This window comes from Methylicorpusculum oleiharenae (assembly GCF_009828925.2).
In the GTDB taxonomy this organism is placed as follows: domain Bacteria; phylum Pseudomonadota; class Gammaproteobacteria; order Methylococcales; family Methylomonadaceae; genus Methylicorpusculum; species Methylicorpusculum oleiharenae.
In genome coordinates, this window is sequence record NZ_WUTY02000001.1 from 4,581,514 (window position 1) to 4,596,129 (window position 14,616).

Sequence of the window (14,616 nt, forward strand, 5' to 3'; positions counted from 1 at the left end):
TCCCGTTGATACGTTCAGGTGTAAATGGTATTCAAGCCCGCTCGGCAATTCTGGGCAGGGTAATATAAAAAACCCGCCAGCCCAATAATAAAACCATTATGGCTATTCCCGCTGCAACCGGCAATGCTGTCATTTGACTTAACGTTTGGCCGGCCAACAATTCCTGAGTAGCGATGACCAGAGGACTGAACGGATTTAACGTATTTACCCATACAAAGGGCTCTCTGATCGGGGGCGGATAGAGAATTGGTGCTAAAAACATGCCGAACGTCAGGATCATACTGATTGCATTACCCGCATCACGAAACACCAAGTTGAGTATGGCCATGAAAAAACCGATACCGAGCGCCATCATAATGACCAAAATCAAGATGAGAGGAATGGCCAAAGCATGTATTGAAGGCAAATAACCGTACCAGATGAATACAGCAGCAATCGGTACCAAACGTATCAAAAAATCGATACCTGCCTGCCCAACTGAAGCAAACACCAGGGCTTCTTTGGTAAAGTTGATTTTTGTCACCAATGAACCGGCATTAACCAAGCTGTTGGTGCTACCCACCAAACAACTTGAAAATAGCTGCCAAACGGATAAGCTCCATAATGCGTGCAAGACATAAGGCAAACTGGTTTCACCCATGTCAAAGACCCTGTGTTTAGCCAAAAAGGTAAATAGAGCTACTGTGACAATTTGCGGAAGAACGGCCCAGACATAACCCAAAATCGATTGCCGGTAGCGGACAGCAAAATCTCTTTTCATCAACCTCAGGATGAGCTCCCTGCTTTGCCAGACAGATCTAACCATGATCACCCAGACTAAAAGACCGGACTGACGGCGAGCATTGGGTGTATAGACGGTGATAATTTCGTGTTGTTTTTCCATTTAAAGGGATGTTCGTATATCAATTCAGTTTCTTGTTAGGTTGCCAACAGAATACAACTCAAACCTAAACCGTTTACTTAAATTCAAAGTGCCATGAGTATAGTGCGAGTCTTCTATTTCGCCTATGCTAAAACCCTACTGCAAACCGGGAACAATTAATTAACTGATCCTTTGTGCGTCTGGACACTCACTTTCCCGTTGATTAGCGGTAAGATGATTACCTCACTCAACATGGTTGACCTTTAAGCGTGCTTTCCACTGGTTTCGCATAACGCATGACAGATACTTTTACTTCAGATAACTCGATGTTGGCTTTCGATCGTCAGCATATTTGGCACCCTTACACGTCGTTGACTGCTCCGGATCCTGTTTATGCGGTCGAATCTGCTGCAGGCGTTATGCTCAAATTAACAGATGGGCGAGAGCTGATCGACGGCATGTCCTCCTGGTGGGCCGCGATTCATGGTTATAACCACCCGCGTTTAAATCAGGCGGCCAGCGATCAATTAAACAAAATGTCGCATGTCATGTTCGGCGGCATAACTCATTCTCCTGCGATTGAGCTTGCGCAGCGTTTAATTGAGATGACACCTGAAAATCTTGATGCCGTGTTCTATTGTGATTCCGGCTCAGTCAGTGTAGAAGTGGCTCAAAAAATGGCGATTCAATACTGGCAGGCGCAGGGAAAAAGCCATAAGCACCGGTTTATTGCGTTGCGCGGGGGGTATCATGGCGATACCTTTGGCGCAATGTCGGTGTGTGACCCGGTCACCGGCATGCATCATTTATTTGGCGATGTGATGCCCAAGCAGTTATTTGCGCCTCGCCCTGCTTGCCGTTTTGGCGCCGTCTGGCACCCTGATGATACCGTTCAACTGGAAACGCTGTTAAAAGCCAACCACGACAACTGTGCAGCCTTGATTCTGGAGCCTGTTGTTCAAGGTGCAGGCGGGATGTGGTTTTATCATCCCGGTTATCTGAAGGCAGCGCGCGAGCTCTGCGACCGCTATCAAGTGCTGTTGATCGCTGATGAAATCGCCACGGGATTTGGCCGCACCGGCCGTTTGTTTGCTTGTGAACATGCCGATATTTCACCGGATATTTTATGTATCGGAAAAGCGTTAACCGGCGGCTATTTGTCTTTAGCTGCGACGCTGACCAGCCAGGCTATTGCCCGAGTCATATCGAATGGTGAAGCCGGGTGCTTCATGCATGGCCCTACTTTTATGGGCAACCCTTTGGCTTGCCGTATCGCCTCGGCCAGCATCGATGTGTTACTGGAATCAGACTGGCAAGCCAATACAGCGATGATTGAACGCGGCTTAAACAAAGGTCTGTCGCGTTGCCGCGATTTACCGGGAGTCAATGACGTCAGGGTCTTAGGCGCAATAGGTGTAGTTGAAATGCGGGAATCGGTCGCTGTTGCCAAAATTCAGGCCAGACTGGTAGAGCTAGGAGTATGGTTAAGGCCATTCGGACGATTGATTTATCTGATGCCCCCCTTCATTATCAGCGCATCCCAGCTTCAATCATTAACCTCGGCAGTGTACATAGTTATCAGTGAAGGCAATACAGCATAAATATATATGAATAAATGGCTTGTTTATTTTAACGATCTAAACCCGGCAACAATAAAAGCTATCGCCATCCTGGTATTAATCCTTGGTGTCGGACTCTCAGTTGTTTTTCTAGTCAGGCGCCGGCGAGGTAAACATCATCTAAAACAACCATCCCAGCCACCACCCAAATCTCTCGATTGGCATACCCTGGCAATCAACGAAGTATTTAAGCGCCTGGATGCTTCTGCTCAGGGCTTGTCGTCAAAATCAGCAGACGAACGCTTGATTAAATTTGGCCCCAATCAATTGATGGAAGCGCCACCGACCTCGATTGGCTACCTGTTATTATCTCAATTTAAAAATTTTCTGATCGTTATCCTGATTTTTGCGGCGTTATTGGCAGCAGCGATAGGGGATATACGGGATGGACTCGTCATATTAACCGTTGTGCTGATCAACGCATTTTTGGGGTTTTATCAGGAATACCGGGCCGAACAATCCCTGGCCGCCCTCAAAAAAATGCTGGCGTTAAAAGCCAAAGTCAAACGGGATGAGCATATTCAGGAACTGTTCGTCACTCAATTGGTACCCGGCGATCTAGTGATTTTGGAAGCAGGGGACAAACTCCCAGCAGACGGGCTTATCGTCAATGCCCATAGCCTGGAAATTGACGAATCTTCATTAACCGGTGAATCCATTCCTGTCCCTAAAAGGGCCGGCAAGCTGGAAAAAAAGGATAGTCCTCTTTCCGAACAAAGCAATCGGCTGTTCATGAATACGGTCGTTACTCACGGCCGGGCAGAAATGATAGTCACCGAAACCGGCATGCAGACCGCAATCGGCCGAATAGCTGATCTTTTAGCTTCTTCATCCGAAAGCTCAACCCCTTTGCAAGTCCAGCTTGACAGTTTGGGCAAGCGGCTGGCTTTTAGTGCATTTGTGATTATTTTACTTTTATTCGCAAGTGCGCTGCTTCGCGGCGAACCTTTAATCAAGACCGCTTTTACCGCCATTGCATTGGCAGTGGCCGCAATTCCCGAGGGTTTACCTGCAGTTGTAACCGTCACGCTGGCTTTGGGCATGCACCGGATGGCCCGGCAAAACGCCATCGTTAAACGCCTGGCGGCCGTCGAAACACTGGGCTGCACGACGGTTATTTGCAGCGATAAAACCGGTACGTTAACCCATAATCAAATGACGGTAAGAGCCTTACACTATCAAGACAATCACTATGGCGTGAGTGGCCAAGGCTACAGTTTAACGGGCGAAATCAAGCTGGACAGCGACAGCGTTCCTATCGACTTTGCACCGCTGTTAAACGCCTTGATATTGTGCAATGACAGCCAATTGCGCGAGGGTCAAGTCATAGGTGACCCTATGGAAGCCGCTTTGCTGGTCTTGGCGGCAAAAGGCGGACTGGATAGTGCGGCGGTTAAATCGCAATTCAAACGATTGGCTGAAATCCCATTCGATGCGGCAAACAAGTTTATGGCAACTTTCCACGAACAAGGTGAACGGGTCGTGGTATTTATCAAAGGCGCGCCCGAAATACTGTTATCGCATTGCACCTATCAACTGAATGCCTCAGGCTCCAACAACCCGGTCGAGCATGTCAAAATCATCAATGCAAACGAACGTATGGCAGCGACAGGGCTGCGTATACTCGCTGTCGCCATGACCGATATTGCCGCTGAAGACTTTAATCCACAAGGCGATTTGCTAAGCCACATCAATAATCTCGGATTCATTGCCTTGATCGGTTTAATGGACCCGCCCAGACAGGAAGCCAGAGAGGCAATTGCTTTGTGCCGCAAGGCAGGTATCAAGGTCAAAATGATTACCGGCGATCAAAAAGTGACGGCAACCGCCATTGCTGATGAATTAGGTCTAAGCGGTAATGTAATGGACGGTGATGAATTAGCGAAACTGGATAATCAGGCGTTAGCTGAACAAATCGATCATATTGCAGTATTTGCCCGCACTGCTCCCGAACAGAAAGTACGCATTGTCACTGCCTTACAAGAAAACGGCGAAGTCGTCGCAATGACCGGAGATGGCGTCAATGACGCGCCCGCACTCAAACATGCCGATATCGGAGTAGCCATGGGCATCAGCGGTACGGATGTTGCCCGCGAATCAGCGTCGATGATTCTGACGGACGACAATTTTGCAACCATTGTCAGAGCTGTTCAGGAAGGACGCAGCCTGTACGAAAACATGATTAAATTTATACGCTATCAGTTGTCGACCAATATTGGCGCTATATTGACCGTTGCCGCAGCGCCGCTACTGAGTCTGCCTGTGCCTTTTTCGGCGATTCAGTTATTGTGGATCAATATCATTATGGACGGTCCGCCCGCCATTGCTTTGGGAATCGATCCATCGCGTCCCGCCTGCATGAACGAGCCCCCTCGCCCACCCAAGTCACGAATTCTGTCATTGCCGCGCTTTGGCAATTTGTTCAGTTATGGTCTCACCATGGCTTGCGGCACATTGGGCATTTTGGCTTACAGCCTGCAAAATAGCGATAAAAGTCATGCCATCACTCTGGCTTTCACCACTTTTGTGCTGTTTCAGATATTCAACGTGTTTAACGCCCGCTCGGAAAAACGTTCGGCATTTAACCGGCAATTTTTCATGAACCACATGCTCTGGCTGGCTCTGGTTTGCGTCGTGTTATTGCAAATCCTGGTTGTACACTGGCCGCCCGCGCAACTCATTTTTCATACCGTGCCGTTGACATTAAACGACTGGCTTTTGGCTACGGGCATTGCGGCATCAGTATTAGTATTGGAAGAAACGCGAAAACTGCTGCAACGCTGTATATCGGCAATAGTAAAATGCAAACCGAAAAAGAGCATTTAGCACGAATTGCAGCGTTTTCTTGCTGGTATGAGCCGAGAAAATCAGGTTGCAAGGATGGGAAAGTCCAACACCATCCATGGCTTCTGAACCTTATAAAATGGGAGGTACCTTTTAGTTAAGGCCATCGTAATGAATCGATAGGCTTGTAACGTAGGTGCGGGGTGATCAGATACCCATTAAGTTATTCAAGCTATGTCCTTAGTTTTGAATTAAGCGATGATAAGCCTTATAGTACAAGGCTGTTTTATATACGGACAATTAATGGACACCATCAGCATACGCGGCGCTAGAACCCATAATCTCAAAAATATCGATCTGGATTTACCTCGTGATCAGCTCATAGTGATTACCGGCCTTTCGGGCTCCGGCAAATCTTCACTGGCATTTGATACGATTTACGCTGAAGGCCAGCGGCGCTATGTGGAATCGCTCTCTGCTTATGCCCGTCAGTTTCTTTCGATGATGGAAAAACCGGATGTCGATCATATTGAAGGCTTGTCTCCGGCCATCTCCATCGAACAAAAATCCACGTCGCACAATCCGCGATCCACCGTCGGCACCATCACCGAAATTTATGATTATCTGCGCTTGCTGTATGCCCGGGCCGGAACCCCGCGTTGCCCTGAGCATCAGGTTTCGCTGGCCGCGCAAACGATCAGTCAAATGGTCGATACCGTTTTGGCCCAGCCCGAAGGGCAGCGCTGGATGCTGCTGGCACCGGTAATTAACGACAGAAAAGGCGAACATCTGCAATTATTCGAGGACTTACGCTCGCAAGGCTTTATCAGAGCCCGCATTGATGGCGTCGTTGTCGACCTGGACGATTCCCCCACGCTGGATCCGAAAAAGAAACACACCATCGAAGTCATCGTTGACCGGTTTAAAGTCCGCGAAGATATCAGCTTGCGTCTGGCCGAGTCCTTTGAAACCGCGTTACGCATCTCGGAAGGTATTGCTCTGGCAGTCAGCATGGAAGAAGGCGATTCAACCACCCTGCTCTTTTCCGAACGCTATGCCTGCCCTCACTGCGGCTACAGCCTGACCGAACTTGAGCCCCGCATATTCTCGTTTAACAACCCGAAAGGCGCGTGTCCCAGTTGCGATGGCTTGGGCGTCAAGCAACATTTTGATCCGCAATTGGTGATTCATAATCCGGAAATCAGCCTGGCAGGCGGTGCTATTCGAGGCTGGGACAGGCGCAACGGATATTACTTCCAAATGATCTGTTCGCTGGCCGAGCATTATGGCTTCGATCCGGAACAGCCTTATCAGGAATTACCGGAAACCCTACAAAACATCTTGCTGTTCGGTAGCGGACAGGAGGTCATTCATTTTAAATTTATGAACGGCCCCCATGGACACCAAACCCGGAAATACCCGTTTGAAGGCATTATTGCCAACATGGAACGCCGCTATCATGAAACCGATTCGCAAATGGTACGGGAAGAGCTGGCTAAATACCTTTCGCAAAAACCCTGTAATACCTGCAACGGCGCACGCCTGAATTTGGCAGCGCGTAATGTGTTCATCAATGAACTGCCCTTGCATGAAGCCACCCGCTTCCCTATACGCAAATCGCTCAGCTTTTTCGAAACGCTTGATCTGCCCGGCAAACGCGGCGAAGTCGCCGCAAAAGTCGTCAAGGAAATCGTCGAAAGACTGGAATTTCTCGTCAATGTCGGACTGGATTACTTAACGCTGGATCGCAGTGCCGATACCCTCTCCGGAGGAGAAGCGCAGCGCATCCGGCTGGCGAGTCAGATTGGCGCAGGTCTGGTCGGTGTCATGTATGTACTGGATGAACCGTCCATAGGCTTGCATCAGCGCGATAACGAACGTCTGCTGAAAACCTTATTCCGGCTGCGCGATCTGGGAAATACCGTGATTGTGGTCGAACATGATGAAGACGCGATCCGCGCCGCTCAGCATGTTGTGGACATTGGTCCGGGGGCGGGTGTCCACGGAGGACAAATTGTTGCGCAAGGTACGCCGGATGAAATTATCGCCAATCCGTCATCATTGACCGGTCAATATCTGGCCGGCATTCAAACGATAGCCATTCCCGAAACCACGACGCCGGTCAATCCTGATAAAAAAATCACTATTTGCAACGCACACGGCAATAACCTGAAGCAGGTCAACATCGAAATCCCGGTCGGGTTGCTGACCTGCGTAACCGGTGTTTCCGGTTCCGGCAAATCGACACTGATCAATGACACGCTCTACCGCTTTGCGGCCCGCGCCATTAACCGCGCCGGCACTTTACCGGCTCCTTGCGACAATGTGGAAGGACTTGATTTTTTCGATAAAGTCATCGACATCGATCAAAGCCCCATCGGCCGCACACCCAGGTCCAATCCGGCCACTTACACCGGTATTTTCACTCCCATACGCGAGTTGTTTGCCGCCACACAGGAAGCGCGTTCACGCGGTTACACACCCGGCCGGTTCAGTTTTAATGTCAAAGGCGGCCGCTGCGAAGCCTGCAAAGGCGATGGTGTTATCAAAGTGGAAATGCATTTTCTGCCCGACATTTTTGTCAATTGCGACAATTGCGGGGGCAAACGTTATAACCGCGAAACACTGGAAATTCGTTACAAAGGCAAAACCATCAGCGAAATATTGAATATGACGGTAGAAGATGCTGCGCATTTTTTCAGCGCGGTGCCGATGCTCGCACGAAAACTGGATACGTTGACTGAAGTGGGCTTGAACTACATCACCTTGGGGCAAAATGCAGTCACGCTGTCAGGCGGCGAAGCGCAACGGGTTAAATTAGCGAAGGAGTTGTCAAAACGGGATACCGGAAAAACCCTTTATATACTCGATGAACCGACGACCGGCCTGCACTTTCATGACATCAAGCAATTACTTAAAGTACTGCATACCTTGCGGGATCACGGTAATACACTGGTTGTCATCGAACATAACCTTGACGTTATCAAAACCGCAGATTGGGTGATTGATATGGGACCGGAGGGTGGCGATGGGGGGGGAATGCTAGTAGCCCAAGGGACGCCTGCCGAGATATGCAGACAGGAACACTCCCATACAGGCTACTATTTGAAACGTTTTTTTGAATAACGCAGTTTATGATTTGACGGAATCGGCTATGGCGTTAAACGCTTCGACTTTTGCTTTACCCAGCGTAATCAGTTCAACGCCCGTGTCCACAACCAACTTGCACAAACCGGGTGTTTTATAGACGATAAGGCCCAGGTAGCCGATAGCGGGAATGGCAATAAAAGCGGAGATAAAGGCATTTAAACCAATCACGCTAAACAACTTGATTAACATGACAATGGCGTCCAAAGGCAACAAGACCATCGCGCCAAAGTAAACGATGACGACAAACACAAATACTACAAACACAATAAACTGAAAAAGTCTTACTAGCCCAACATTTAATTTATTCATTTTTTCTATTCCCAGGCAGGATCGAGAAACCTCACAAGCCAGCCAAATCTGACTTTCATTGCATGAAAGGCGCTAATTAAAAGGGGTGTATTATACATAAAAGCGATTTTATTTCATGCATTATTGCGGAGGCTCTTTTTTAAGAAAGAAGCGGTACAAAAACCCGCCGGCAATAAATCCGCCCAGGTGCGCCCACCAGGCAACATCTGCCGCACCGCCTTCAAAGATGACAGAAGTGCTTCCTTTGTATAGCTGAATAATCACCCACAAACCCAGAAAACCGATAGCGGGCACATGGATAATGATGGGCAAAAAGAAAATCGGCACCCACAAAATAACTCTTTCCATCGGATACAGAAAAAAGTAAGCGGCCAAGACACCGGCAATCGCCCCGGAAGCCCCTACTACCGGAATCGCCAGCATGGGATCGAAATACCATTGCATGGCAGTAGCCAGCAAGCCGCAGAGCAGGTAAAAGCACAGGTAATTGAACTTGCCCATCCGATCTTCGACGTTATCGCCAAATATCCACATAAACCACATATTGATAATCAGATGTGACCACCCGCCGTGCAGAAACAGATTGCTTATAAACGAAAAATGGTAATCATTCGGCAAGCCAAAATGCACAGCCCATTCCGGATTGCCATATCTCAAAGGCACCATACCGTATAGGAAGAGCAAGCGATTACTTTGCTCAAAGGGCATCAGTTTCATCGCAATAAATATCACGATGCATATCGCCATCAACGTCCATGTGACATAAGGTCTTGAATTGCAGGGAGCGGTATCTCTGATAGGTATCATCGTTTAATTACTCTGATAGATTTTCTAAAATTCAACAAAACATCAACAATTCCAACCGTAGCCATACCAAAAACAACGTAGTGAGGCATGACAAAAAATAACAGATAAGGCGGCCAGAGGTAGTATTTATTTTTATCCTGAGCCGCTACGGTGTAATGAAGAACTGACATTCCTTGAAAAAAGAAGGCAACCGCAAAAATCAGAATCAGATCATTCGCCAGCCGCTCTTTAATTAACATTGCTAACAGAACAACCACACCCATCGATATCACATGGGTCCAGGTAAATTTGATTTGATTGAATTCCTTGCCAAATCCGCCCGGGTTATAAAGACCGGCCTGCAGCCACCGTCCGATAAATACGGATGCGCTGATCGCAAAAGCAAACAGCATCCCGATCAGACCGTTCATTAACAGCAAGGTACCGCTTTTTACAAAGCCGTCATAATCGGCTTCTTTAACCCCTTCGACGGCAATTTTTAGCCAGTCCGACCACCATTGAACGGCGTTGCCGGAAGCAAACTGAACGAATAAAGCCGTGATTGCTGCAAATATCACGGCCAAAAAAATAGCTGCAGACTGCGATTCGGTCACTTTAAGCGTTTTGGCACAAACAACGACCGGTCCCAGCAAAAACAAGATCAACGGATAGCCCAACCCGGGTCGTGGAACCACAAATTGCTGACTGATTAATACGATCAAAACGGTCACCGATAAAACAATTAACCATTCAAGGTCTTTTCGCGTCAGTACGCAAAGAGCGATGACTCCGCTACTGATCAAGCCCAAAGGCAACACATATTGAGACAAAGCACCCAGCATACCGGCGACGGCAATCGCCTGAAATGGGCCCTTCATGACAAAGCCGGCTAACAATTTCATATTGACACTCCTGTCGTTATTTTTATCAAAAGGCAAAGCTTTTAGGACCAAAACAAAATTAAACGTTACGTAGCTTATCACTGAATCCATTACGCACAATTCAGCGCTTTAGACAAGTTGATAATTCAGGCTTCTACGCGTACCATGGGGCATTTTTTACGTAACAACCTTTACACGGCTTTTGTTGTTAATTGCCCGGTCGATAATAGATACCGCTTTCGTTGCACACTTTTTTGCGCCGCGTGTCTATCACTTTACCTGATCACTGCCAAGGCCAGGACGGAATATATCCTAAGCTCAGGGGCTCCCTACATCGCTGTTGTTTCTGTTTTAAAGTCGCACATTCAATCGAATCCCTAACTATCTATGCCAAACTTTTCCGATACTGCGTTATCGCCTGTTACCTTTATAAATTTCAATCTTGATGATTGCTTGTTAAAAGCCACTGAGCAAATGGGTTTTAAACAAGCGACCGAAGTCCAGGCGCATTGCATTCCGGCAGCGCTGGAAGGTAAAGACCTCTGGGTAGCCGCCAAAACCGGCAGCGGGAAAACCGCAGCTTACCTTCTGCCGCTGTTGCAGCGTCTTCTTGATGAACGTCTTAATGCTTCGGGCGTCAGCGCCCTGATTCTTGCACCTACCCGTGAGTTGGCCCGTCAAATCCATAAACAATGCCAACTGCTGGCCGAGTTTACTTCAATAACATCCGGCCTGATCACCGGTGGTGAAGATTTTAAAAAACAATCCGGACTGTTCCGTAACGATACGCACATCGTCATTTCGACGCCGGGCCGTTTGCTGGAACTGATCAATGAGGGCTCTGCCAATCTCAATAACATCAGTGTGCTGGTTGTTGATGAAGCCGATCGCATGCTGGAAATGGGTTATGGCAATGACCTTGTCAGCATCGTCGAGCAATGCAACAAAACGCGTCAGACCTTGTTTTTTTCAGCGACACTCAATCCCAATTTAAAAGGTGTTGCCCGCACCATCCTGAACGACCCTCAACCGATTTATCTCAACGGCATTCAGGAAGTCCACAGCCAGATTCATCAGCAAATGGTACTGGCCGATGATTTTGAACACAAACAAAAATTACTCACCTGGCTGCTCAGCAACGAAACCTACGGCAAAGCGCTGGTGTTTGCCAACACCAAAATCAACGTCGATAAACTGCGTGGACCGTTGCGCGGCCATAAATTAAGAGTCGGCAGCCTGCATGGGGATATGGATCAGAGTGAAAGAAACAAGGTGATGACTTTCTTCAGGGATGGCGTTATCAATATCCTGGTTGCTACCGACATTGCTGCTCGGGGCCTGGACATTGAAGGCGTCGATCTGATAATCAACTTCGATCTGGCTCGCAATGCCACCGATTATGTGCACCGGATCGGCAGAACAGGACGCGCAGAAAATGAAGGTGTGGCCATTTCTCTGATCAACTCAAGGGAATGGAATCAGCTTGCCGGAATTGAACGCTATCTGAATCAACGCTTGACCCGAAGAACCATTAAAGGCATGGAAGGCCACTATACCGGTCCGAAAAAACTCAAATCATCCGGTAAAGCGGCCGGCACCAAGAAAAAAGAGTCGGCGCCAGAGAAAAAACCGGTCAAGAAAGAGAAAGTGCGATTACGCGATAAGAAAAATATCGGCAAACGGCGCAAACCCAGCGCCGTCGAGACATCAACTGAAAACAAATCTTAGCCCGAAGACCGGGGCATCCGGGATTCCAAATCCGATCGGCTTAAGTTCGGTTAGCCTGTTTCCAAACGGATTTTCTGAAACACCAGCAGCCGGTTGTTAGCGGGCATCGCATGATCATCGACAAGATTCATTCCCGCGTTTTGCGCTTCAGCCGCAACCGCCTCGAAATCACGGATGCCACTTAATAAATCCCGCGCTTTAAGCGACTGGTCAAAAAATTCATTACTGGCGCTGGTGTATTGCCCGTTATAGTTAAAAGGCCCATAAATACAGACTGTTGCATCCTCTGCCAACAAGGATTTCAAGCGGGCAAACAATACCGTCACATCCTGCCATGACATGATGTGCAATGTATTGGCGGTAAACAACGCCTCAATACGGGTGCATGGCCAGACCGCATCATTCACATCCAGCGCCACCGGTGACTTGAGGTTACTCAAGCCGGCTTCACTTATCCATTGCTCGATACCCGGCAAATACTCCGCTCTGTCAGCAGGCTGCCAGATCACATGCGGCAGATGACCGGCAAAATGGCACGCATGCTGACCTGTCCCGCTGCCGATTTCCCATACGGTTAGCGGCTTGACGAATATCTGTCGCAATACGTGCAAAATAGGTTCTTTGTTATTCTCACATGCCTGAGAGAAGGGTTTAGGCTGATTCAAACGCAAATGCTCCAAAAAGTGATAATCTCTAACTAACTCCGATTTAACCCGTCAGTTTTAAAGATGATTGTAAAACAGCTATCCAGCCTCAGTGAAATCGATAAAGACCAGTGGAACAGCCTGACCGGTTTCACTTACCCGTTTCTGCGACACGAATTTCTGAACGCATTGGAACAATCCGGTGCAGTCTGCGCGCAAACCGGCTGGGAACCCAAACATCTGCTGGTCTATGAAAATAATGAACTGATCGCACTGATGCCGCTATACCTTAAACATCACTCCCAAGGCGAGTATGTGTTCGACCATCAGTGGGCTCAGGCTTATCAGCAACAAGGCCAGGACTATTATCCCAAATGGCTGACCGCGGTTCCTTATTCACCTTGTCAGGGTCCCCGAATCATTATTCAGAACACAGTCAACTCATCAGAAGTCGTCGCGTTACTGATTGCTTTTATACAGGAACAGTCCGCGATACAAGGCATTTCATCCTGGCATTGTCTGTTTCCCGTCAACGACCAAGCCGAATTGCTAGAGGGAGCCGGTTTACTGCTTAGATCTGACGTGCAGTTTCATTGGCATAACCTGGGTTACCGGGATTTTGCCGATTATCTGGCGCGTTTTTCTTCCGCTAAACGCAAGCAGGTCAAACGCGAACGGCGCCGGGTAGACGAACAAGGCATTCACTTTCTGCACCTGCGAGGAAGCGAGATTTCCGAATCACAATGGACCGCTTTTTACCTGTTTTACCAAATGACTTACATCAAACGCGGCATGCGGCCTTATTTGCCGCTGGATTTTTTTCTAAACATTGCAGCTACAATGCCGGAGAATTTATTACTTATCCTGGCCGTTAAAGACGAGCGCTATGTGGGTGCAGCATTGAGTCTACTCAGCGAAACGACACTTTACGGCCGTTATTGGGGATGTTACGAAGAGTTTAACAGCCTGCATTTCGAGGCGTGCTACTATCAAGGCCTCGATTATTGCCTTCTCAATAAGCTGAGCCATTTTGATTCCGGTGCTCAGGGCGAACACAAAATCACCCGAGGTTTCGAGCCGGTTTTGACCCATTCCGCACACTGGCTGCAAAATCAGGACTTTGCGCAGGCCATCAAACGATTTCTTGATCGCGAGCAAAAACACATAGAACAATACCGTGATTACGCACAAACCCTGCTGCCGTTTAAACAAACGTAGCCTGGATGGAGCAAAGCGGAATCCGGGCCGAATCCACGTCCACCCAAAAAACGTAGAGGCCTAGCAATGGTTTTATACCGACGAAATCGAATTGAAGGTGGAACGTATTTTTTCACGGTCACACTGAGAAATCGTCAATCGGATATTCTGGTACGGCATGTTGAACTTTTGCGAGAGGCTTTTCGTTCTGTAAAGAAGCAACATCCTTTTACGATTGATGCAGTTGTGATTTTGCCGGATCATCTACATACAATTTGGACACTTCCCAAAGGTGATGCCGATTACTCAGGACGATGGAGAGCCATCAAAGCCCAATTTACTTTTCAACTCAAAAAAACCGGATTAACTTTGACTCAGGATAAACGCGGTGAGCATCAATTATGGCAAAGACGGTTTTGGGAACACACCATCCGTGACGACAACGATTTTAACCGGCATGTCGATTACATTCACTGGAATCCCATAAAACATGGATTGACTCAAAGTGCAACAGACTGGCCTCATTCTTCTTTCCATAATTACGTCAGGCTCGGCTTACTTCCGGAAAACTGGGCCATCTCGTCCTCCAAAAATGCTGAACATTATGGTGAATAATAGGAAACCCGTATTACGCTACGCTGCATACGGGCTACTTT

At 48.1% G+C, this 14,616-nt stretch carries 11 protein-coding genes; 6 read left to right on the forward strand and 5 right to left on the reverse strand.

From position 1 onward, the window contains the following. Nucleotides 1–31 precede the first annotated feature (31 nt). Nucleotides 32–883: an ABC transporter permease gene (locus GO003_RS20425; RefSeq protein ID WP_159653236.1), complete on the reverse strand. Its 852-nt coding sequence runs from the start codon at nt 881–883 to the stop codon at nt 32–34. A gap of 275 nt (nt 884–1,158) precedes the next feature. On the opposite strand from GO003_RS20425, the gene bioA reads away from it, so the two are divergent. From bioA to uvrA, 3 genes are all read left to right on the forward strand, one after another. Then, on the forward strand, nt 1,159–2,463 hold the full coding sequence (gene bioA / locus GO003_RS20430; protein WP_159653238.1) for an adenosylmethionine--8-amino-7-oxononanoate transaminase: 1,305 nt from the start codon (nt 1,159–1,161) through the stop codon (nt 2,461–2,463). A 6-nt stretch (nt 2,464–2,469) separates the two neighbouring features. Then, nucleotides 2,470–5,307 carry a calcium-translocating P-type ATPase, PMCA-type gene (locus GO003_RS20435; protein ID WP_159653240.1) on the forward strand — a complete coding sequence of 946 codons (2,838 nt, stop codon included), beginning with the start codon at nt 2,470–2,472 and terminating at the stop codon, nt 5,305–5,307. Between the two features lie 261 nt (nt 5,308–5,568). Further along, nucleotides 5,569–8,391 (forward strand): excinuclease ABC subunit UvrA, encoded by a 2,823-nt coding sequence (uvrA, locus tag GO003_RS20440; RefSeq protein ID WP_159653242.1) that lies wholly within the window; start codon nt 5,569–5,571, stop codon nt 8,389–8,391. A 6-nt stretch (nt 8,392–8,397) separates the two neighbouring features. Here the strand turns inward: uvrA and GO003_RS20445 are convergent, their stop codons facing one another. The 3 genes from GO003_RS20445 to GO003_RS20455 form a co-directional block, all read right to left on the reverse strand. After that, nucleotides 8,398–8,724 (reverse strand): hypothetical protein, encoded by a 327-nt coding sequence (locus tag GO003_RS20445; protein ID WP_159653244.1) that lies wholly within the window; start codon nt 8,722–8,724, stop codon nt 8,398–8,400. A 120-nt stretch (nt 8,725–8,844) separates the two neighbouring features. Then, the gene (locus GO003_RS20450) at nt 8,845–9,531 is read right to left on the reverse strand and encodes a rhomboid family intramembrane serine protease (protein ID WP_159653246.1); all 687 of its coding nucleotides are present in this window, start codon (nt 9,529–9,531) and stop codon (nt 8,845–8,847) included. After that, nucleotides 9,528–10,412, reverse strand: a complete 885-nt coding sequence (locus GO003_RS20455) for a hypothetical protein (protein WP_159653248.1) — start codon at nt 10,410–10,412, stop codon at nt 9,528–9,530. Before GO003_RS20455 ends, GO003_RS20450 begins: the two co-directional genes overlap by 4 nt. 432 nt (nt 10,413–10,844) lie before the next feature. Here GO003_RS20455 and GO003_RS20460 point away from each other — a divergent pair, with 432 nt between their 5' ends. After that, complete coding sequence (locus GO003_RS20460) at nt 10,845–12,119, forward strand: DEAD/DEAH box helicase (RefSeq protein ID WP_231089109.1); 1,275 nt, start codon at nt 10,845–10,847, stop codon at nt 12,117–12,119. Between the two features lie 50 nt (nt 12,120–12,169). Here the strand turns inward: GO003_RS20460 and GO003_RS20465 are convergent, their stop codons facing one another. Next, a complete protein-coding gene (locus GO003_RS20465) occupies nt 12,170–12,784 on the reverse strand; it encodes a DUF938 domain-containing protein (RefSeq protein WP_159653250.1) in 615 nt (204 codons plus the stop codon). A 63-nt stretch (nt 12,785–12,847) separates the two neighbouring features. On the opposite strand from GO003_RS20465, the gene GO003_RS20470 reads away from it, so the two are divergent. Together GO003_RS20470 and GO003_RS20475 are read left to right on the forward strand one after the other, a co-directional pair. After that, nucleotides 12,848–13,981, forward strand: a complete 1,134-nt coding sequence (locus tag GO003_RS20470) for a GNAT family N-acetyltransferase (RefSeq protein ID WP_159653252.1) — start codon at nt 12,848–12,850, stop codon at nt 13,979–13,981. 66 nt (nt 13,982–14,047) lie between these two features. Then, nucleotides 14,048–14,575: an REP-associated tyrosine transposase gene (locus tag GO003_RS20475; protein ID WP_159653254.1), complete on the forward strand. Its 528-nt coding sequence runs from the start codon at nt 14,048–14,050 to the stop codon at nt 14,573–14,575. Nucleotides 14,576–14,616: the final 41 nt, after the last annotated feature.